This window comes from Micrococcus lylae NBRC 15355, assembly GCF_001570885.1.
GTDB classification, from domain to species: Bacteria; Actinomycetota; Actinomycetes; order Actinomycetales; family Micrococcaceae; genus Micrococcus; species Micrococcus lylae.
Map to the genome: position 1 here is coordinate 19,665 of NZ_BCSN01000009.1, position 19,126 is coordinate 38,790.

At 70.5% G+C, this 19,126-nt stretch carries 18 protein-coding genes; 7 read left to right on the forward strand and 11 right to left on the reverse strand.

All coding sequences use genetic code 11. The features are described 5' to 3' along the window. Positions 1-16: 16 nt before the first annotated feature. The 3 genes from MLY01S_RS03465 to MLY01S_RS03470 are packed head-to-tail and all read right to left on the reverse strand — an operon-like array spanning position 17 to position 1,950. Positions 17-433: a hypothetical protein gene (locus MLY01S_RS03465; RefSeq protein ID WP_067189348.1), complete on the reverse strand. Its 417-nt coding sequence runs from the start codon at positions 431-433 to the stop codon at positions 17-19. 42 nt (positions 434-475) lie between these two features. Then, entirely contained in the window at positions 476-676 is a 201-nt protein-coding gene (locus tag MLY01S_RS12930) for a hypothetical protein (RefSeq protein ID WP_245232084.1), read from the reverse strand. Then, positions 643-1,950 (reverse strand): sodium/glutamate symporter, encoded by a 1,308-nt coding sequence (locus MLY01S_RS03470; RefSeq protein WP_245232085.1) that lies wholly within the window; start codon positions 1,948-1,950, stop codon positions 643-645. The genes MLY01S_RS12930 and MLY01S_RS03470 overlap by 34 nt, the downstream gene beginning before the upstream one ends. 221 nt (positions 1,951-2,171) lie before the next feature. Between MLY01S_RS03470 and MLY01S_RS03475 the strand changes: the two genes are divergently transcribed. Beyond that, on the forward strand, positions 2,172-3,497 hold the full coding sequence (locus MLY01S_RS03475; RefSeq protein ID WP_082739624.1) for a dicarboxylate/amino acid:cation symporter: 1,326 nt from the start codon (positions 2,172-2,174) through the stop codon (positions 3,495-3,497). An 88-nt stretch (positions 3,498-3,585) separates the two neighbouring features. On the opposite strand, the gene MLY01S_RS03480 is transcribed toward MLY01S_RS03475, so the two are convergent. Then, positions 3,586-5,067 carry a sugar porter family MFS transporter gene (locus tag MLY01S_RS03480; RefSeq protein ID WP_067189350.1) on the reverse strand — a complete coding sequence of 494 codons (1,482 nt, stop codon included), beginning with the start codon at positions 5,065-5,067 and terminating at the stop codon, positions 3,586-3,588. A 134-nt stretch (positions 5,068-5,201) separates the two neighbouring features. On the opposite strand from MLY01S_RS03480, the gene MLY01S_RS03485 reads away from it, so the two are divergent. Beyond that, positions 5,202-6,947 carry a bifunctional 3'-5' exonuclease/DNA polymerase gene (locus MLY01S_RS03485; RefSeq protein ID WP_067189352.1) on the forward strand — a complete coding sequence of 582 codons (1,746 nt, stop codon included), beginning with the start codon at positions 5,202-5,204 and terminating at the stop codon, positions 6,945-6,947. 95 nt (positions 6,948-7,042) lie between these two features. Here MLY01S_RS03485 and MLY01S_RS03490 read toward each other — a convergent pair whose 3' ends face one another. The 5 genes from MLY01S_RS03490 to MLY01S_RS03510 all read right to left on the reverse strand — a co-directional run bounded on the left by MLY01S_RS03490 (position 7,043) and on the right by MLY01S_RS03510 (position 11,989). Continuing rightward, positions 7,043-8,509, reverse strand: coding sequence for a hypothetical protein (locus MLY01S_RS03490; RefSeq protein WP_067189354.1), 1,467 nt, complete (start codon positions 8,507-8,509; stop codon positions 7,043-7,045). Between the two features lie 245 nt (positions 8,510-8,754). Next, positions 8,755-9,360 carry a hypothetical protein gene (locus MLY01S_RS03495; RefSeq protein WP_067189356.1) on the reverse strand — a complete coding sequence of 202 codons (606 nt, stop codon included), beginning with the start codon at positions 9,358-9,360 and terminating at the stop codon, positions 8,755-8,757. A gap of 48 nt (positions 9,361-9,408) precedes the next feature. Continuing rightward, positions 9,409-10,080 (reverse strand): GOLPH3/VPS74 family protein, encoded by a 672-nt coding sequence (locus tag MLY01S_RS03500; RefSeq protein WP_067189358.1) that lies wholly within the window; start codon positions 10,078-10,080, stop codon positions 9,409-9,411. Beyond that, positions 10,077-11,516 (reverse strand): serine hydrolase domain-containing protein, encoded by a 1,440-nt coding sequence (locus MLY01S_RS03505; RefSeq protein WP_067189360.1) that lies wholly within the window; start codon positions 11,514-11,516, stop codon positions 10,077-10,079. The genes MLY01S_RS03500 and MLY01S_RS03505 overlap by 4 nt, the downstream gene beginning before the upstream one ends. A gap of 149 nt (positions 11,517-11,665) precedes the next feature. Further along, positions 11,666-11,989, reverse strand: a complete 324-nt coding sequence (locus MLY01S_RS03510; protein ID WP_255218001.1) for a FitA-like ribbon-helix-helix domain-containing protein — start codon at positions 11,987-11,989, stop codon at positions 11,666-11,668. Between the two features lie 123 nt (positions 11,990-12,112). On the opposite strand from MLY01S_RS03510, the gene MLY01S_RS03515 reads away from it, so the two are divergent. Continuing rightward, a complete protein-coding gene (locus MLY01S_RS03515; RefSeq protein WP_067189364.1) occupies positions 12,113-12,748 on the forward strand; it encodes a hypothetical protein in 636 nt (211 codons plus the stop codon). Positions 12,749-12,773: 25 nt separating this feature from the next. After that, on the forward strand, positions 12,774-13,418 hold the full coding sequence (locus MLY01S_RS03520; protein WP_067189365.1) for an SIMPL domain-containing protein: 645 nt from the start codon (positions 12,774-12,776) through the stop codon (positions 13,416-13,418). 9 nt (positions 13,419-13,427) lie between these two features. Here the strand turns inward: MLY01S_RS03520 and MLY01S_RS03525 are convergent, their stop codons facing one another. After that, the gene (locus MLY01S_RS03525) at positions 13,428-13,919 is read right to left on the reverse strand and encodes a SixA phosphatase family protein (protein WP_067189366.1); all 492 of its coding nucleotides are present in this window, start codon (positions 13,917-13,919) and stop codon (positions 13,428-13,430) included. A 34-nt stretch (positions 13,920-13,953) separates the two neighbouring features. Here MLY01S_RS03525 and arfB point away from each other — a divergent pair, with 34 nt between their 5' ends. Further along, positions 13,954-14,394, forward strand: a complete 441-nt coding sequence (gene arfB / locus MLY01S_RS03530) for an alternative ribosome rescue aminoacyl-tRNA hydrolase ArfB (protein ID WP_067189367.1) — start codon at positions 13,954-13,956, stop codon at positions 14,392-14,394. A gap of 1 nt (position 14,395) precedes the next feature. Here the strand turns inward: arfB and MLY01S_RS03535 are convergent, their stop codons facing one another. Continuing rightward, the gene (locus MLY01S_RS03535; protein ID WP_067189369.1) at positions 14,396-15,682 is read right to left on the reverse strand and encodes a DUF4921 family protein; all 1,287 of its coding nucleotides are present in this window, start codon (positions 15,680-15,682) and stop codon (positions 14,396-14,398) included. A gap of 208 nt (positions 15,683-15,890) precedes the next feature. Between MLY01S_RS03535 and scpC the strand changes: the two genes are divergently transcribed. After that, complete coding sequence (gene scpC, locus MLY01S_RS03540) at positions 15,891-17,405, forward strand: succinyl-CoA:acetate CoA-transferase ScpC (RefSeq protein ID WP_067189371.1); 1,515 nt, start codon at positions 15,891-15,893, stop codon at positions 17,403-17,405. Positions 17,406-17,540: 135 nt separating this feature from the next. Beyond that, a complete protein-coding gene (locus MLY01S_RS03545; RefSeq protein ID WP_082739618.1) occupies positions 17,541-19,112 on the forward strand; it encodes an AbgT family transporter in 1,572 nt (523 codons plus the stop codon). Positions 19,113-19,126: the final 14 nt, after the last annotated feature.

Sequence of the window (19,126 nt, forward strand, 5' to 3'; positions counted from 1 at the left end):
CGTGGGGCCGGGCCCGTCAGGGACGGATGTCGATCAGGTCCACGCAGGGATCGCCGATCAAGCCGAGCCCCCGCAGCACGTGGAGGACTGCCATGACCGCGCAGGCGGCGACCATCGCCCACAGCGCCCAGCGCGGGGCCGTCCAGTTCGGGTTCTCCCGCATCCCATGGACCAGCCCCACCAGGCCGAGCACCGCGGTGGCGGCCGCCCAGAGCCACGCGGAGAAGTCCGTGTGGCGGCACACGGTGACCACGTCGTTGACGGAGCGCGTGGTCGTCGCGCTCACGGTGATCACGAAGCCGAGCAGGCCGACGCCGACGCCCAGAACAAGCGGGATCGGCAGGCCGAACCAGGCCTTCCCGTCCGGGCGGTGGCGGGCGGCGGCGCGGCGGCCCTCGTCGGTGCTGGTGTCGAAGTAGTCGGGAACGGACATGTGGCTTCCCCCTCCGGGATCAGTGGTCTGCGGTGCTGCGGCTCAGCCCCGCGATGCTTCGATCGGCTCGCCGTCCGCGCCCAGGTCGAAGCGGGAGCTGCGGCCGAAGTACAGGTAGCCGGCCAGGATCGCCGCGATCAGCAGGACGCCCATGATGGCGAGCAACGGGTAGGGGCCGCCCTGGATGAGGAACGGGATCGCCAGCGCGGTCACCAGGCCGCCGCCGAAGAACGGCTCGAACACGAGCTGCTTGTAGCCGAAGCCCTGGTAGGCCGGGGTCTCCTTCTTCGGGTCGCCATCCGCAGCAGCAGCAGACCGGTGGCGGTCACGCCCTGGGACTGGCCGTAGTCCGCGATGCCGCGCTCGAACCAGTAGGTGCGGATGAACTTCGGGGCGAAGACGAACAGCACCACCAGGTTCCAGACGATTCCGAGGGCCGCCAGGATGGCGAACGGTGCCAGGTTGTCCGCCACGGCCTGCAGGGACAGGGCCGCCAGGGCCGCGATGATCAGCAGGTCCAGGCTGACACCCTGGATGCGCTCCATCATGCCGCGGTTCACCAGGCCGTGGAGGGTCTCCGAACGGTCCAGGACCATCTGGACGAGCACGCCGCCGAGCATGGCCAGCGGGAACAGCGGCACGTGCCCGAAGATCTCGATGGTGTCGATCCAGAGCATCTCTTCCACCCACTGGAAGGCGGCCAGGCCGAGCCAGCCGATGAGCACCGCCAGGCCGACGACGCCGAGGTGGATGGTGAAGGACTCGACCGCGGAGTCGCGGAAGGTCAGGCGGCCGGCGGCCGGGCGGTCCTCGTCGCGGACAGCGGCGTAGTAGCCGATCCTCTCGTCCAGGGACAGCTCCTGGCCGGCGTCCAGGGAGGTGGAGACACCCTTGCGGGCGGCCCAGTTCACGGCTGCGACGCCGAAGAGGATGCCGGACACCAGGCCGACGGTGGCCATCGAGAGGGCGAGGTCGTAGCCCTCGTCGAAGCCCAGGGACTCGAACTGGCTCTGCAGGCCAGCCGCGGTGCCGTGGCCGCCTTCGAAGCCGATCTCCAGCAGCGCCGCGAACTCCGGCCCGACGTTGAACAGCGGGCCGAGGATCAGCAGGACGGCGAGGATGCCCACCACGTACTGGCCGGACGCGAAGGTGATGCCGAGCGACAGCTGCGGGCCGAGCAGACGGACCGCGGACTTCGGCGATGGGATGCGCGAGCCCAGGAACATCGTGGCGAACACCACGGAGATCAGGATGCCCGGCAGCGTGGACCAGACCTCGATCACGGTCTCTCCGAAGAGACCGCCGGCCTCCAAGGACTCGACGCCCAGCGCGCCGGCGATGCGGCCGAGCACCTCGGGACCGAGCAGCAGCGCGAGCAGGCCGGCGATCAGTGCGACAGGCAGGAACAGCCGCTGGGTGAACCGGAGCTTCGCGCGCAGGTACATGCCGACCGCCGCCAGCATGCCGAGCATCAGCAGCGACATGCCGATGACGCCCGGGGTCATCTCGAGTTCCATGGGCACCCCTTGACTCATGGCCGGGTTCCTCATGCGGGACCGACGCCCCGGACCCGGCACACGGAGTGTCGCTCAGGTCACGCTACCAGGAAGCTCTCAGCCGAGAGACATCAGCCGCATGGGCACCGGCGCATGGCGTCCACGGCAGGCCAGGCCGCCCCGCAGGCGATGTGTTGAACAAAAAATGGTGCTCCGGGTCACAGGTGGGTAGGGTGACCGCCATGTCTGTTCTGCACCGCATCGGGCTGCTGCCCCGGGTCCTCATCGCCATCGTGCTCGGCGTGCTCGTCGGCCTCGTCGCACCGCACTGGCTCGTCGTCGTCTTCGCCACCTTCAACGGGGTCTTCTCCGCATTCCTCGGCTTCATCGTCCCCGTCCTGATCCTGGCCCTCGTCGCCCCGGCCATCGGCGACCTCGGCCGCGGTGCCGGCAAGTGGCTGGCCCTCACCGGAGGCATCGCCTACGGCTCGACCCTGTTCGGCGGTGGGATGGCCCTGGCCGTCTGCCTGCTGGTGTTCCCGCTGATCCTCACCCCGGGATCCTTCACGGACATGGCCAACCCGGAGGACGCCCTCACCGGACCGGCGTTCGAGATCGCCATGACCCCGCCGTTCGACGTCATGGCGGCCCTGCTGCTGGCCTTCGTCCTGGGCGTCGGCATGACCCTGCTGCCCAAGGGCACCCTGCACGCCGGTTTCGTGGAGCTGCGCGCGATCATCGAGAAGCTCGTGGCCGCGGTGATCGTGCCGCTGCTGCCGATCTACATCTTCGGCGTGTTCCTGAACATGACCGTGGCCGGCGAGGTGTTCCAGGTGATCTCCACCTTCCTCGGCGTGATCCTGCTGGTGTTCGGCCTGACCGTCGTCCTGCTGCTCATCCAGTTCCTGGTTGCCGGGGCGGTGGCCGGGAAGAACCCGTTCAAGGCCCTGGCCACCATGCTCCCGGCCTACGCCACCGCGTTGGGCACCTCCTCCTCCGCCGCCACCATCCCGGTGACCCTGCGCCAGTCCATCAAGACCGGCGTGCGCCGCCCGATCGCCTCGTTCGTGATCCCGCTCTGCGCCACCATCCACCTGGCCGGCTCGACCGTGAAGATCGTCTCCTTCTGCCTGGCGGTGATCATCCTGTCCGGCGGCTCCGTGGACGTCCCGCTGATGATCGGCTTCATCTTCATGCTCGGCGTGACGATGGTGGCCGCCCCCGGCGTGCCCGGCGGCGCGATCGTGGCAGCCTCCGGCCTGCTGTCCTCCATGCTGGGCTTCACCGAGCCCCAGGTGGCGCTGATGGTGGCCACCTACATCGCCATCGACTCCTTCGGCACCGCCACCAACGTCACCGGCGACGGCGCGATCGCCCTGATCGTCGACCGCATCGCCGGAGACCGCCTCACCGGCGACTCCGAGGACGAGGTCGAGGACCTGGAGCGCCGCGGGGACGAGGAGGCCGAGGCGCGTGCGGCGGCCGACCCCACCACGCACAACACGTCCCCCGCCTCGGGCCCCGACGACGGCCGCCCGGCCCCCGGAGAGCGCCCCGGCCCCGCCTGAGCGGCCTCATCGGCCTGTGGCCGACCCGCCCCCGACGCACGGCGGCCCCCTCCCGGGAAGGAGGGGGCCGTCGTCGTGCAGGGGCCGGTCAGCGGCGCAGGTCCTGCTCCGCCTGGGCGCGCACCGCGCGCCGCTGCCCCGGGGAGCGCACGACGACGTCGCTCATCTCCTCGAGGGTCTTCCCCTTGGTCTCGGGGACGAAGGCCGCCACGAAGGCCAGGGACAGCGCCGCCATCACGGCGTAGAGGCCGTAGGCGAGGGTCAGGCCGATGTCCGCCAGCCACGGGAACGTGGTGGAGACGGCGAAGTTCGCTGCCCACTGTGCGGCGGCGGCCACGGCGAGCGCGCCGGCGCGGATGCGGTTCGGGAACATCTCGCCCAGCAGCACCCAGACCAGCGGCCCCCAGGTGGCGCCGAAGAACACCACGAAGGCGTTGGCGGCCACCAGCGCCACGGTGGCCCACGGCTCCGGAAGGGAGACGGACTCGGCACCGTCCGACTGGGCGAAGGAGAAGGCCAGCGCCATTAGACCGAGGCTGACCGTCATGCCGGCCGAACCTGCGAGCAGCATGGGGCGGCGGCCGACGCGGTCCACGAGGGCGATCGCGACGAAGGTGACGGCGATGTTCGTGACCGAGGTGATCACGGAGACCGTGAGGGCGTCCGACTCCCCGAAGCCCACCGACCGCCACAGGGTGGTGGAGTAGTAGAAGATCACGTTGATGCCCACGGCCTGCTGGAAGACCGAGAGCAGGATGCCGATCCACACGATCGGCTGCAGCCCCGCCAGCGGGCCGCGCAGGTCCGCCAGGGACTCGCGGCGCTCCGAGTCCAGTGAACGCCGGATGTCCTCGATCATCAGGTTCACGCGGTCCACGCCGGTGAACTCGTGCAGGACCTCGGCCGCCTCGTCCGTGCGCCCGCGGGCGACCAGATAACGCGGGGACTCCGGCAGCCTCAGGGCGAACACGCCGTACAGGATGGCCGGGACGGCCTCGGCCAGGAACATCCAACGCCAGGAGGCGATGCCGAACCAGAACGGCTGCGCCGCCCCTCCGGCCATCGTCGCGAACAGTGCGTCGGACAGAAGCGCCGCGAAGATGCCGAGGACAATCGCCAGCTGCTGGAGCGAGCCGAGGCGGCCGCGCACATGGGCCGGGCTGACCTCCGCGATGTACGCCGGAGCGATCACGGACGCGGCGCCCACGCCCAGGCCGCCGACCACGCGCCAGATGATCAGGTCGACCACGCCGAACGCCAGGCCCGAGCCGATGGCGGAGACCAGGAACAGGATCGCGGCGATCACCATCACGGGCACGCGGCCGCGGCGGTTGGCGATCGGCCCGGCGAACCAGGCGCCCAGCGCGCAGCCGATCAGCGCCGAGGAGACGGCGAAGCCCGTGAGGCCGGCACCGAGGCCGAATTCCCCGGCGAGCGCGTCCACGGCGCCGTTGATCACGGAGGTGTCGAAGCCGAACAGGAAGCCGCCGAGCGCGGCGGCGACCGAGATGCCGACCACCTTGGCGTTGAGGCGAGACGTCGCACCGCCGCCGGACCTGGTCGCTGTCATGGTGGGTCCTCTCAGGGTTGCGCCCGGCGGCCCGCTGCGCGCCGGTGCATCGGCACAGTGTGCTCTGCGCGTCCGCGGGCGTGCAAGCCGCCCGATTCCCCTCCCCCGCCCGGCTCCAGGGCAGAATGAGGCTCATGCTCGTCGTCCTGGGTCCCGCTCCCGCCTCCGCCGGCACGCCCGGCACCTGGTGGGCCCTGGACGTGGACGGCAGGGACGCCGCTCCCCTGGACTCCTGCCCCGCCGGGGCCGTGGCCGGGCTCGTGGACGCTCTGCCCGGCCGCCTCCGTCTGCCTGCGGACCACATCCGCTGGGTGTTGGCGTCGGTCGGTGCCGAGTACGGCACCTGGCTCGACGCCGGACTGCGTGTGCGCCGTGCCTGGGACCTCTCCCTTTCCCAGCGGATCCTCAGGACCGCGGCCACGGCCGGCGGAGCGCAGGTCTCCTACGCCCCGGTGGTCGAGATTCCCGTGCACGTCCCAGCGGACCCCCTCGCCGCGCCCCCACGCCGTGGACCGGAGCAGGACGCGTTCTTCGACCTGACCGCGGATGCCTCGCCGGGGGTGCCGGACGCCCCGACGCTCGCTGCCGAGGCCCGCCGCCAGCGGGAGGCGATCGGCGGCTCGGCCCGCCCTGACCGGCTGTGGATGCTGGTCACCGCGGAGTCCCAGGGCGCGCTGATCGCCGAGGAGATGCACACAGCGGGCCTGCCCTGGGACGCGGAAGTGCACGACGCGCTGCTCACTGACATCATCGGTCCCCGCCCGGCCGAGGGTGAGCGTCCCGCCCGACTGCAGGAGCTGGCCGAGCAGGTGGCGGAGGACCTCGGGGCCCCAGGCCTGAATCCGGACTCCCCACCGTCTCTGCTGCGGGCGCTGCAGAACGCCGGCGTCACCGTGGACTCCACACGTCAGTCGGACCTGAAGCAGTGGATCGATTCCGGCGGCACCCTCAGGCAAGAGCGCGCACGGATGCTCGAGGCCCTGGTGGAGTACAAGGCCCGCTCCCGACTGCACACCGCCAACGGCTGGCACTGGCTGGACAGCTGGGTGAAGGAGGGACGCTTCCATCCCCGCTACCTGGTGGGCGGAGTGGTCACCGGACGGTGGGCCGCCCACGGCGGCGGCGCCATGCAGGTGCCCGCCGTGGTGCGGGACGCCGTCCGCGCAGACCCCGGCCACGTGCTCACCGTGGCCGACGCCTCCCAGGTGGAGCCGCGCATCCTCGCCGCCATGTCCGCAGACCCGGCCCTCGCCGGGGCCGGCACCACCGAGGACCTCTACCGTGAGGTGGCCGAGCAGGGGCGGACCCGGGGAACCGCCCTGGACGACCGCTCTCGTGCGAAGATCGCCCTGCTCGGTGCCATGTACGGCTCCACCACCGGCGACTCTGCCGCCCTGCTCCCCCATCTGCGCCGGCTCTACCCGCAGGCGATCGGCCTGCTCGAGCGCGCCGCCGCCATGGGAGAGTCCGGCAACCAGGTGTGCACATGGCTCGGCCGGTGGTCCCCTCAGCCGGAGCAGCGTTGGCTGGACGCGGTGGCGGACAGACAGACCCGGGCCGCTGAGTCACGGGCACGCTCCCTGCGCCGCGCGGCCGGGCGTTTCACCCGCAACTTCGTGGTGCAGGGCACCGCGGCGGAGTGGGCCCTGTGCTGGATGGGCGAGCTTCGCCGGCGGCTGCACAACGAGGCACCGGGCACGCAGCTGGTGTTCTTCGTCCACGATGAAGTGGTGCTGCACGGCCCGACGCACGAGGCGGACAGCGCCGGGAGACTGGCGACTGAGGCGGCAGAGGCCGCAGGCCGGCTGCTCTTCCCGGACGCACCGGTCACCTTTCCGCTGACCGTCGCGCAGGTGCGCTCCTACGCCGACGCCACGTAGCCCCGGGACGGGAGCACGGCAGACGAGATCGCCCCGGGACCATGGTCCCGGGGCGATCTCGTGTCAGGGCCAGTAAGGCCTGGCGGGGAGTCCGATCAGGAGTCCGAGTCGGAGTCGGAATCCGAGTCGGAGTCGGAGCCGGAGCCGAAGTCAGAGTCCGAGTCGAAGTCGGAACCGGAGCCCGAATCGAAGTCAGAGCCCGAGCCGGAGCCGTTCTGAGCGCCGAACACGTTCTCGAAGTCCTCCTCGGTCAGCTCCACGGCGTCCTTCGGGACCTCGAGGCTGTCGGCCTTGTCCGAGAGCTCCACGGAGATCGGCAGTTCGGCCTCCTTCATCTCCTCGAAGGTCTTGACCTCGTCCTCCTCGGCGTCGGCCGGAGGCTCGATGACGTCGAGGATGTCCATGACGTCCATCTCCACGGCCGTGACCTTGCCGTCCTTGACCGTGAAGGTCACCGGGAACGTGTTGTCGTTCAGGGAATCGAGGACCTCGTCCACGTCTGCGGAGGAGTCAGTGGACGGGGAGGACGACTCGGCGGAGTCGAACTCGGAGGTGGAGGCCGAGGCGGACTCCAGCATCTCCGGGTTGTCCTCGAACATCTCCTTGAGCTTGACGTTCATCACATAGGTCTCGTCGCCGTCCTTCTCGACGTCGGCGTAGTCCAGTGCGAAGTCGGCGGACTTCTGGTCCCCGGCCTCGTCCTCGATGCGCTTGGTCTCCTCAGAGACGGCCTTGTCGAACTCGGAGCCGAGGGCCTTGTCCAGGCCCAGCCAGGAGCCCTTGACGAAGTCGACGATCCACTCCTGCTCCTTCGGGACGTCGCTGAACGACTGCTCGAGCTGCTCGGCCTGCTGCTTGCCGTCCGAGCCCATGGAACGCAGGATCTCCAGGACGTCGGCACGCAGGAAGTACTCGGACTCGCCGACCTCCATCATCTCCACGGAGCGTCCGTTGCCCAGATCGGCCACGAAGGACCAGTCGAGGCCGGTGAGGTCCTTCATGTCCGCCAGCGGGGCGTCCGTGGTGGAGCGGGCCTGGAACTCCACGGACACCTCGCGGACCATGTCCATGGCGTCCTCGAGGGACTTGCGGTCCTGCTCGGTCATGTTCTCGTCGGACTCGGAGAGAAGATCCACGATCTTCTGCATCTGCTCCTCGGACGCGTCCACGCGCATGGTGGCCTTCTGCTCCGTCCAGGTCTCCTGGTCCTCGAGGGCCTCGCGGAGCTCCTCCTCGGCGCCCGACGCGTCGTCGTCCCGGTCGTCGTCCTTCTCGTCGTCGTCGTCCTCGTCCTCGTCGGAGTCCTTGTCGGAGTCCTTGTCGTCCTTCTCGTCGGAGTCCTTCTGGTCCTCGTCGGAGTCCTTCTGGTCGTCGTCCTTCTCGTCGACCGTCTCCTCGACCTGCGCGTCCTTGCTCGCGTCGCCATCGTCGCCGGGGGTGTCCCCGCCGTCGCTGCAGGCAGCCGTGAACATGAGTGCGGCCACGCCGAGCGCGGCCCAGGCCTTGGCTCCGTGGCGGCGCTCAACCTTGTCCTGGAGCTCGGTCTTCTCGGTGAACGTCATCTGTTCGGTCCTTCCCCTCGTGCGGGCCGTCTTGTGAGCTGAGGGACCACGCTGTGTGCGGGCCCACCTTGCCTTACCTTAGCCAGGACAAGGTCACATCAGTCCAGTCCTGCCGCCCGCACAGCGGATCGCGACCGGGCCGTGACATTGGCGCGGACCGGTCGCAGGACCGGCGCAACCCCGAACACCAGACTGAGAGAAGCGTCCGCGTCCGCGGACGACGGCACCCCGCAGGTGCCTGCACGTCACCGACCGCCGAAGCGCTCCCAGGCCTCGCCCACCACGGCGACCCAGTCGCCCATGTCCGCATCGCGCATCGGCATCAGGCGGACCACCTGAGGCCGCCGCCGGCCGATGACCATCAGCCGCGGACGGAGCGAGGGATCGAAGACCTGGCGACAGCCGTCGTCGAGCGTCTGCATCCAGGCGATCCCCTCCTGGGTGAGCGGCAGGCACCAGCCGAGCTCCTGTCCGTCCGAGTAGGCCGAGCGGACCAGGCGCCTCTCCGGCGGACCGACGTACTCCCACGGGAGCGGGCCCACGCCGGCCACTGTGATGCCCTGCGGATCCAGCCGCCACACATGCCAGGGCGCGGTGCGGGCATGGCGGCGCAGCAGCAAGGCCACGGCCAGCAGGAGAACGCCGACGCCGATCATGACCGCACCCGTGGCGGGCAGCGTCGGCTCGTTCCGGCCCAGGACCATCATGAGGATCCCGCCGACGACCCCGATCGGCCACAGGAAGAGCAGCACGGTCGCCACGATGTTCGCCACCGGCCGCCGGGCCGTGGCCTCCACCGCTTCCCGGCCGAGCAGGTCGGCTCTCAGGTCGTTCAGATCTCGGATCTGCATGGCACCTTCCTCTGCAGCGGTCGATGTGCGGGCCCGCGGTTCAGGCCCTCAGCCGTTGCTGACGTTGGCGGACAGGGCCCCGGTCATCACGGCGGCGTGCATGGCCCGCACGGCACGCGAGACGCCGGCGACCGCAGGACCGGCACTCTCACGCAGCTCGAAGGCGCGGGCCTTGAGCTCACGGTTGGTCAGGCCGGTGTCCTGCTTGTCGAAGACGGCCGTGGGGATCTCGAGGGCGCTGATGAGCCCAAGCATCGCGTGCTGCTGCAGTGTCGGCTCGGCGCCGCGCAGCACCTCGATGAGTCCCTCGCGCAGCTCCGCCTCCATGGAGCCGTCCGCCTCCGGGTAGCGGCGGGGCTTCAGGCCCAGCCAGCCGCCCTCCTCGACCTCCACGACGCCGCGTTCGGCAAGGTAGTCTCCCACGGCGTGCTCGAGTGTGCGGCCGATGGTGGTCAGCGCGATCGAGACGCGCTTGCCGTCATGGCCGAGGAACCGGGTCAGGCCCTCGTCCAGCAGCGGGTCACCGGTGGGCGTCGGGTCCGTGACCTGGATGAGGTGCCCCTCGTCCGCCACGTCCACACGGCCGGCCGCGGCGAGGTCCGCGAGCATCGCGCCCGCCAGTCCGTAGCCGGTGTACTGCCCCAGGGCTTCGGGGCGTCCGTCCTCCTGCAGCAGGAGCAGGAACAGTCCGGTGGTGACGGTGGGGTGCGGCGCGCTCATGGCATCAGGGTAGCGCCGCGGCGGGCGAGGTACTGCTCCTCCGGCCAGCTGCTGACGCCGGTGATGCGCATGCGGGTGACCGTGCCGTCCTCGTCCACGTCGAAGGGGATCTGCTCGCCGGAGGCGCCGAAGCCGTCCTTGTCCTGCACCCGCAGCGTGGTGGCGTCCAGAGCGCGCAGCTCCTGGGCTGCGGTCAGCGGCGTGGAGACGGTCGGGTCGAGCATGAGCAGCCGGCCGCCGCCGTACACCACATCCGTCTCGCCCCAGAGGCAGCAGTAGCGGCCGGCGAGGCGCTTCAGGTCCTCCTCGGTGACGTTCTCGGGCAGCTTCTGCCAGGCAGCGGGGGCGGTGGTGAGCAGGTCGATCAGCTCGACCAGGCCGACGGCCAACGACTCGGCCGGGCCGTCCACGGCGTTGGTCAGCACGCAGACGGTGAGGCCGCCGTCCGGGTCCACGAGGGTGCGGGTGATCTGGCCGGGGAAGCCCCCGGAGTGGCCGACGGTCTTCCGCTCGCCGACCGTGGCCCCGATCATGCCGAGGCCATAGGTCCCCGTCTCACCGCCGCGCGGGACGGTGGACTCGGGCCGCTGCATCAGGCGCAGGCTGCGGTCGGTGAGCAGGCCGCCGCTGCCGACGGTGAGCGAGGCGAAGAAACGGCTGAGCTCCTCCGCGGTGGACACGAAGCCCGTGGCGGCGGCCAGCGCGCCGGTGGTCGGGTTCCCGACCGTCACCCGGGAGCGGTTGCGGCCGTGCGGGCGACAGTGCCCGGTGACCAGGCGCGGGGCGCCCTCCTTCTGGGCCTCCGCGAGCTCCGGGCTGGTCTTCTCCAGGCCGAGCGGCGCGAGCACCGCCGAGGTCATGTGGGTGACGTAGTCGGCGCCGGCGAGGCGCTCGATGATCGCCCCGAGGACGCCGTAGCCGATGTTGGAGTACTTGAAGTGCTCCTGCGGCTGGTAGGTGGCGCCGTGCTCGGCCACGGTCGCACGCAGGGCCTCGGCGTCCGGGAACGGCTTGTCCAGCTGCCAGAAGTCGGCGTCCACGCCGTCGCGGATGGCGCCGGCCGTGTGGCTGAGCAGCTCGCGGACGGTGGCGCCGGCCAGCGGGGTGTCGGCGTAGTCGTCCAGCAGGTCCGCCACGGTGTCGTCCAGACGGAGGCGGCCGGCCTCCACGAGCTGCATCACGGCGACGGCGGTGAAGGTCTTGGAGTGGCTGGCCACACGGAACAGGTGGTCGGTGGTGAGCACCTCGCCGGTGGCCTGGTCGGCCTCGCCGTAGGCCTCGGAGAGCACCAGCTCGTCGCCGAGGCGGACGGCCACCTGGGCGCCGGGCACCTGCTGCACCTCCACCTGGGTGGCGAGCCAGCGGCTCAGGTACGGGACCAGCTCCTTCAGCTGGTCGAGGCTCGGGCTGGTCTCGGCGGCGGTGTCCTGGGTCATGCCCTCACCCTAGGCACAGAGGACCCGTCGGCACTCGCTGAGAGGACCGGCCTTCCTCAGGGTGGCGCTCGTCGAGCCGGCAGGGGCGACGACGCTCGGGTCCGGCGAGGGCTTGAGCGTCTCCGAGAGGACGTTCGTGTCCAGCGGGATCATCCGATGTCCGCCCACCGTGCGTCATCGGTCCGCTCGGGGACGACGAGTCCGTCCAGTCCATCGTCGGCCTGAACCCTCTCCATCACCTCAAGGGCGACGTTCCGCGACTCCACCGCTTCGGTGAGGATCGCTCGGGCCTCGGCTTCCATGGACCTGCCGTTCGCCGCGGCCCGACTGACCGGTGCCTGCTTGACCTGTTCGTCCAGGCCCCTGACGAGGATCTGTGCCATGCCGATCGCCTCCTGATTGCTATCGCTGATGCTAGCGAGCAGCGGGCGATGAATTCTTGGCAGATGCGTCCTTCTCATGCCCTCGAGCATCGCCGCCCACCGAAGCCCCGCGCCACCGCCCGCCCGGACCTGTGGACAACTCCCCGGCGGCCTCGGCATTCGGGTCACGATGGATGGAGGCGAGGACGGGCCTCGCCGGAGGGAGGAAAGACCATGACCATCACCGCAGGCGAGTCCCGATACGGCATGCCGTGGGCGCGCGAGGACTATGAGCGGCTGGCGGACGTGCTGCCGGAGACCGAGGACGCCTTCGAGATCGGCGTCAGGATCGGCAGACCTCCCACTGCGCTGGCCGAGCGCTGCCGTGCCATGCTCCCCGCGCGGGAACGGCACATTCCGGGATGCATGGTCCTGAACCGGCTCCACCGGCTGATGCAGGAGGAGGACTTCGACTGGGAGTCCGCCATGCGCGAGCCCGAGATCAAGGCACCGGTGACCGTGGTCGAGGAGCACCACACCGGGTGGAAAGGCCTGGAGACGGCGGACAAGGTGGCGGCACTCGATGCGCTCATCGCCCATCGCGAGCATCTTGCGCCGGATGAGTGGAAGCGCGTCCGGGAGGCCCTGGACGAACCCGGTATCGACGAGGCGCTCGCACGCCGCCGCATCGACCGCCTGGTCCGCCAGGGGTGGGCTCGGAACGACGCGCACTACTCCACGATGTTCCGCCTCCAGTACGAGGCCTTCGACGGCGACGACGACCGCGTCGCCTTCATCCTGAACGCCCACGAGCCTGCCCCGGAACCCAACCCGTGGTTTGGGTCCGACGACGGAGACTGGCGGTACTGAGACACCCTCCGGCTACGCTCGCCCCATGCGCATCACCGTCCACGGCCATCACCGCATCAGCCGCTCCCCCGAGCTCGGCAGGCTCCGCCTGCGTGTGGAGGCATCCGGCCCGGACAGGGCCGCGGCGCTGGAGACGGTGCGGCAGGAGGCCGCCCGCCTGTCCGGTGAGCTGCTGGATCTGAAGGCCGGCGGCCTGCTGGACGAGTACGTTGTCCAGGCGCCGGGCACCCATGTGGAGCGCGACCACGACGAGCACGGCCGCCCCACCGTCCTGCGGCACGTGGTGTCCGTGGCGGTCACCGCCGTCTTCACCGACGCCTCCGTCCTCGGCGAGCGCGTCTCCGAGTGGGCGCTCCGCCTTCCCCTCGAGATCGGCTGGGTGGACTGGCAGCTGACGGAGGCCACCCATCGAGAGCTCGAGGAGTCCGCGCTGACCGAGGCCGTCGCCGACGCCCGACGCCGCGCGCAGGTCATGGCCGCCGCGGCCGGGGCTGGGGAGGTCCGGGTGCTCGAGGTCGCCGATCCGGGGCTGCTCTCCGGCGGCGAGGCCGCGCAGGACTCCGGTGTCCGCTTCGCCCGCGCCTACGGGGCCAACGGCGGCGAGGGCATCGCCGTGGTCCCGGAGGACGTCACGGTCGAGGCCGCCGTCCAGGTCCGCTTCGAGGCCTGACCGTCCTGCTCAGTCCTCGCTTCCGGGTGGCCGCCCGTGGGCGGTCAGCTCAGCGGGCCCTCCCCACTGCTGCATCACGACGACGGCCAGCCCGGACGTCTTCATCGTCACCGGTTCTCCGGTCAGGTGGGCGACGAGCTCGTCGCAGGCCGGGCTGTGGCCGACCAGGACCACGGTGTTCGCGTCCCGGGCCTCCGGGGCGGAGGCCAGGCCGCGGACGATCTCCAGCAGGTCGGCGCCGTCGAAGGTGTAGGCCCGTTCCTCGACGCGTTCGGGGACGGTGTCCGGGAGCTCGGCGGCGGCCAGACGCCAGGCGTCGGCGGCGCGGACGGCTGGCGAGACGACGGCGAGGTCGATCGTCGGGGTGTTCGCGGCCAGCCAGCGCCCGGCCTCGGCCGCCTGGCGCCGGCCGCGCTTCTTCAGGGGCCGGTGCCGGTCGTCCACGGGGACGGACCAGTCCGACTTGCCGTGGCGCATGACGATCAGGGTGCGGTGGCTCATGGCCCCATTGTGTCTGCACGGGATACTGGAGGGCATGAAGGATCTGCGCGTCGCCCCGTGCCCCGGTGCGCCGCGCGGACTCATGATCCCGGCTGCAGAGCTGACCGAGCGGTTCGCGCGGGCCTCCGGCCCCGGCGGTCAGGGCGTGAACACCACGGACTCACGCGTGCAGCTCAGCCTGGACCTCACGGAGTGCTCCGTGTTCACCGACGCCCAGCGCGAGCGGGTCCTGCAGCGCCTGGCCGCTAGGCTGACCGCTGGCGTCCTGACGATCGACGCCGCCGAGCACCGGGCTCAGCGCCGTAACCGCGTGGCCGCCCGCGAGCGGCTGGCGGACCTGCTCGAGGAGGCGCTGACGCCTCAGAAGCACCGGCGGGCCACCAAGCCCACGCGAGGCTCCCAGCGCCGCCGGCTCGAGGGCAAGAGGCGCCGCTCCGAGATCAAGCAGGCCCGGCGCCGGCCCCGGATGGGCTGACTCAGGCCAGCTCGATCCCCGCGGCGAGCGCTCCTTCCGCCTGCAGCTCGCGCAGCCGCGCCAGGACCCGGTCACGCAGGGTCCACGGGCTGACGGTGTTCACGTTGACCTTGGTGGCGCCCTCGAAGCCGGCGAGGGTGGAGACGCGCCACTTCAGGCAGATCCGCCAGGGGATGCGCACGTCCACACCGGCCGGACGGGTGTGCCACTCCTCGTTGCAGGGCACGTCCGCGCCGGTCGCGGCATGGGCCGCGTGCAGCAGGTCGGACACCGCGCCGAGCTCCTCGGTGGAGTGCTCCCACGGCTCCGAGGCCTCGGCGGTGGACCAGACCTCGAGCGTCGGGTAGCGGTGCCCGAAGCCGGCGAACAGGACCGCGTGCGCGTTCTGCGCCACCACGAGGCCGCGCTTCCGCGCATATCCCACGGCCCAGTCCTCGAACACGTCGGGGTTCTTCGCCACGGCGGCGAGGACGGCCTCGTTCTGCGCCCCGCGCTCGTCGATGGCCACGAGCTGCTTGTGCAGATGGTCGAAGGAGGCGCCGGCCGGCTTGAGCCAGTTCTGGAACACGGACACGTACCGCACGCCCGGGTCCATGGCGTAGAGGTCCTTCGTGGCCTCGGCGGTGAACCGGATGAACTCGCGGTGCTCCTCCGGCGTCAGGGTTCCGGACGACGCCAGCTCGTGGTCCGTCCGGGCGCCGTCCACGAAGTGGCGCCGGGCGATGACCACGTCATGTCCACCGCCGAAGAACCCGGAGGCCGCCTCGATCCGCTCGTCCTCGGTCATGCCGGAGACCTCGTCGCCGGTCTTGCCGGAGGCGCGCAGCTTGTTCTCGATCACCGCGAGCACGTGGGCCCGCCCCTGCACAGTCGCCAGGTAGGCGTCCCGGCGGGCGCGCACGGCGTCGGACAGCTCGTAGCCGTGGTTGAGGTGCCAGTAGTCGTAGCTGAGGATCTCGAAGAGGTTCGGCACACGCCGGAACTCGGCCACGGTGGAGTCGAGCTCCTCGGCAGGCACGGCCAGCAGCGTGCGGTGCGTGCCGTCGTCGTCCCTCACGGAGCGGGACTTCTCCGGCGGGGTCTGGCGGACGTTCTCGGGGCAGAAGGCACAGTGGCGGCCGTGCATCGACGGGTCCAGCGGGACGGCGGCGGGGCGGGCCATGCCGAGCGGGCGGTCGCCGCGGCCGGGGACGGTCCACACCTCGGTGCCGGTGAACGGGTTGCGCTGCTTGACGGTGCCGTCGGCGAGCTGGACGAGGAAGTCGGGGGCATCGGCGGCCACGGCCATGGCGGCTCCTTCGAGAGGACGGCGGGGACTACGCCACAACCTAGCCGCTGCCGCAGGCCGGCACGTGCAGGCGAAGAACGGGCACCACAGCCGGCGGCCGCGCCCTGGACAACCGTGCTTCTTGCAGGGCGACGGCTGACACCCGCTCCCTGCCCCGGGGGTACCCTGGACGGTGGCCCGTCTCACTCGCTCACCCCATGGAGGCCCCATGTCATCCCGCATCCACCACCCCGGTCTGCGTGCCAAGGTGATGTCCGCCGACGAGGCCGCGGCCTTCATCGAGCCGGGCAGCACGGTGGGCATGTCCGGCTTCACCGGATCGGGCTACCCGAAGGCCGTGCCGACCGCACTGGCCGAACGCATCAAGGCCGCCCACGCCCGCGGCGAGGACTTCCAGATCAACCTGCACACCGGCGCCTCCACCTCCACCGAGATGGACGGCGCGCTGGCCGAGGCGGACGGCATCGCCCTGCGCACCCCGTTCCAGTCGGACCCGACCATGCGGGCGAAGATCAACTCCGGTGACATCGAGTACATCGACACCCACCTGTCCCACCTGGCGCAGACGGTGTGGAACGGCTTCTACGGCCCCATGCGCACCGCCGTGATCGAGGTGTCCGCGATCCGCGAGGACGGCACCCTGGTCCCCTCCTCCTCGGTGGGCAACAACAAGTCCTGGCTGGACCTGGCGGACCAGGTGATCCTCGAGGTGAACTCCTGGCAGTCCGAGGACCTGGAGGGGCTGCACGACGTCTACTACGGCACCGCCCTGCCACCGCAGCGCAAGCCGATCATGATCATGGACCCGGCCGACCGCATCGGCCAGCCGTACTTCGAGTGCGACCCGGACAAGGTCGTGGCGGTCGTGGAGACCCACGCCCCGGACCGCAACTCCCCGTTCAAGCCGGCCGACGCCGACTCGATCGCGATCGCCCGGCACCTCGTCGACTTCTTCGAGCACGAGGTGGCCCACGGCCGCTACGACGAGCACCTGCTCCCGCTGCAGTCCGGCGTGGGCAACATCGCCAACGCCGTGATGGCGGAACTGGTGAAGTCCCGGTTCAAGGGTCTGACCGCCTTCACCGAGGTGGTCCAGGACGGCATGCTCGACGCCCTGGACTCCGGCACCCTGCGGCTGGCCTCGGCGACCGCGTTCTCCCTGTCCACGGACAAGGCGGAGGAGTTCAACGCCAACGCCGGCAGGTACCGGGACAAGCTGATCCTGCGCACCCAGGAGATCTCCAACCACCCGGAGCTCGTGCGCCGACTCGGCATCCTCGCCATGAACGGCATGCTCGAGGCCGACCTCTACGGCAACGTCAACTCCACCCACCTGATGGGCACGACGATGATGAACGGCCTCGGCGGCTCCGGAGACTTCGCCCGCAACGCCTTCACCTCCTTCTTCCTCACCCCGTCCACCGCGAAGGGCGGCGCCATCTCCTGCATCGTGCCGATGGTCTCCCATGTGGACCACACCGAACACGACGTGCACGTGGTGGTCACCGAGCAGGGACTGGCAGACCTGCGCGGCCTCTCCCCGAAGCAGCGCGCCCGCACGATCATCGACACGTGCGCGCACCCGGACTACAAGGAGCAGCTGCAGGACTACTTCGACCGCGCGATGCGTGACTCGGGCGGCCTGCACACCCCGCACCTGATGGACGAGGCCCTGGCCTGGCACCAGCGCTTCATCGAGACCGGGACGATGCGTCAGGGCTGACGGCCAGACGACCCGCACGCCTCCGGGGCTCTCGAGGGACGCCTCCCGGACGCCCGGGGCCGAGCGCCTACTATGGTTCCACCTCGACCCTGTGGCCGAGGTCTCACCGCACGTCGAACCTCAAGAGGAGTCCCCATGACCTCGCTCAACGGCGGGTCCACCACCGCCGACGCGTCAGATCGGAATGCCGCTTCCCGGGGCCTGCTCAACAGGTTCCTCAACGTGATCGAATGGAGCGGCAACAAGCTTCCGGACCCGATCATCATCTTCGCGGGCCTCTGCGCCCTGACCCTGGCGGCGTCCGCCGTGGCCGGTCTGGCCGGGTGGAGCGCGGTCCACCCGGGCACGGGCGAGACCCTGGAGGCGACCAATCTGCTCAGCACGGAGGGCATGCGCATCGTCATCGGCGATGCGGCCGCGACCTTCGGCGCCTTCGCCCCGTTGGGACAGGTGCTCATCATCATGCTCGGCATCGGCGTGGCCGAGCGCTCGGGATGGTTCGAGACCGGCCTGACCCAGGCCATGACCACTGCCCCCAAGATCCTGATCATCCCCGCGATCGCGGTCATCGGCCTGCTGGGCAACATCGCCGGCGACGCCGCCCCGATCGTCCTGCCCCCGCTGGCCGCCCTGATCTTCCTCAAGCTGGGCTGGCACCCGATCGCCGGCATCGCCCTGGCCTATGCGGCCGCCACCGGCGGCTTCGCGGCGAACCTGATGATCGGCATGTCCGACGCGCTGGTCCAGGGCTTCACCCAGGAGGCCGCGGTCCTCATCGACCCGGACATCACGACGACCGTGCCGATGAACTGGTGGTTCATCGCCGTGTCCGTCGGCGTCCTGCTTCCGGTGCTGTGGATCGTCACCACCAAGGTCACCATCCCCCGTCTGGGCGCCTACCAGGCGGCCGAGGACCTGGACGCGGAGGACGTGGAGATCGACGACGTCCAGCGCCGGGCCAACCGCTGGGCCCTGGTGGCGCTGGCCCTGTTCGCCGCGCTCGTGGTGGCCGCCTGCATCCCCCAGGGCTCGTTCCTGCGCAACGCGGAGACCGGCTCCCTGACCACCGACGCGCCCCTGATGAACGGGATCGGGCTGATCCTTGCCCTGGCGTTCTTCATCCCGGGGCTGGTCTACGGGATCCGGGCGAAGACGATCACCGGGTCCTCGGACGTCGCCCGCATGATGGTGGAGTCCATGGCCACGATGGCCAGTTTCGTCGTCGTCGTCTTCTTCGCCTCCCAGCTGCTGTCCTATGTGAGCGCATCCAACATGGGCGCCATCCTCGCCATCCGGGGCGCCGAGCTGCTGGAGGGTCAGGACGGCGTCGTGCTGATCATCGGGATCCTCGCGATCTCCGCGTTCGTGAACCTGTTCGTCGGTTCGGCCTCCGCCAAGTGGGCGATCCTGGCGCCGATCTTCGTCCCGATGATGATGCTCCTGGGCTACCACCCGGCGTTCACCCAGATGGTGTACCGCATCGGCGACGCCATCACGAACCCCATCACGCCGATGTTCCCGTACTTCGCACTCGTGCTGACCTACGCCCAGCGCTATGACAAGAAGCTGGGCATCGGCACGTTCATCTCCACGCTCGTGCCCTACTCGCTCGCGATGGGCCTGGCGTGGGCCGCCATGATGATCGTCTGGTTCCTGCTGGGCTGGCCGATGGGGCCGGACGGCCCCATCCGCCTGCCCGCCGAGTGACGAACCACAGACAG

What these genes read in the sequence shown, in the direction of transcription:
- scpC (WP_067189371.1), top strand. Translation starts at nt 15,891, where the DNA reads ATGTCATCCCGCATCCACCACCCCGGTCTGCGTGCCAAGGTGATGTCC.
- MLY01S_RS03505 (WP_067189360.1), bottom strand. Translation starts at nt 11,516, where the DNA reads ATGACCCAGGACACCGCCGCCGAGACCAGCCCGAGCCTCGACCAGCTG.
- MLY01S_RS03515 (WP_067189364.1), top strand. Translation starts at nt 12,113, where the DNA reads ATGACCATCACCGCAGGCGAGTCCCGATACGGCATGCCGTGGGCGCGC.
- MLY01S_RS03470 (WP_245232085.1), bottom strand. Translation starts at nt 1,950, where the DNA reads ATGGAACTCGAGATGACCCCGGGCGTCATCGGCATGTCGCTGCTGATG.
- MLY01S_RS03510 (WP_255218001.1), bottom strand. Translation starts at nt 11,989, where the DNA reads ATGCTCGAGGGCATGAGAAGGACGCATCTGCCAAGAATTCATCGCCCG.
- arfB (WP_067189367.1), top strand. Translation starts at nt 13,954, where the DNA reads ATGAAGGATCTGCGCGTCGCCCCGTGCCCCGGTGCGCCGCGCGGACTC.
- MLY01S_RS03500 (WP_067189358.1), bottom strand. Translation starts at nt 10,080, where the DNA reads ATGAGCGCGCCGCACCCCACCGTCACCACCGGACTGTTCCTGCTCCTG.
- MLY01S_RS03480 (WP_067189350.1), bottom strand. Translation starts at nt 5,067, where the DNA reads ATGACAGCGACCAGGTCCGGCGGCGGTGCGACGTCTCGCCTCAACGCC.
- MLY01S_RS03465 (WP_067189348.1), bottom strand. Translation starts at nt 433, where the DNA reads ATGTCCGTTCCCGACTACTTCGACACCAGCACCGACGAGGGCCGCCGC.
- MLY01S_RS03545 (WP_082739618.1), top strand. Translation starts at nt 17,541, where the DNA reads ATGACCTCGCTCAACGGCGGGTCCACCACCGCCGACGCGTCAGATCGG.
- MLY01S_RS03495 (WP_067189356.1), bottom strand. Translation starts at nt 9,360, where the DNA reads ATGCAGATCCGAGATCTGAACGACCTGAGAGCCGACCTGCTCGGCCGG.
- MLY01S_RS03490 (WP_067189354.1), bottom strand. Translation starts at nt 8,509, where the DNA reads ATGACGTTCACCGAGAAGACCGAGCTCCAGGACAAGGTTGAGCGCCGC.
- MLY01S_RS03535 (WP_067189369.1), bottom strand. Translation starts at nt 15,682, where the DNA reads ATGGCCGTGGCCGCCGATGCCCCCGACTTCCTCGTCCAGCTCGCCGAC.
- MLY01S_RS03525 (WP_067189366.1), bottom strand. Translation starts at nt 13,919, where the DNA reads ATGAGCCACCGCACCCTGATCGTCATGCGCCACGGCAAGTCGGACTGG.
- MLY01S_RS03485 (WP_067189352.1), top strand. Translation starts at nt 5,202, where the DNA reads ATGCTCGTCGTCCTGGGTCCCGCTCCCGCCTCCGCCGGCACGCCCGGC.
- MLY01S_RS03520 (WP_067189365.1), top strand. Translation starts at nt 12,774, where the DNA reads ATGCGCATCACCGTCCACGGCCATCACCGCATCAGCCGCTCCCCCGAG.
- MLY01S_RS03475 (WP_082739624.1), top strand. Translation starts at nt 2,172, where the DNA reads ATGTCTGTTCTGCACCGCATCGGGCTGCTGCCCCGGGTCCTCATCGCC.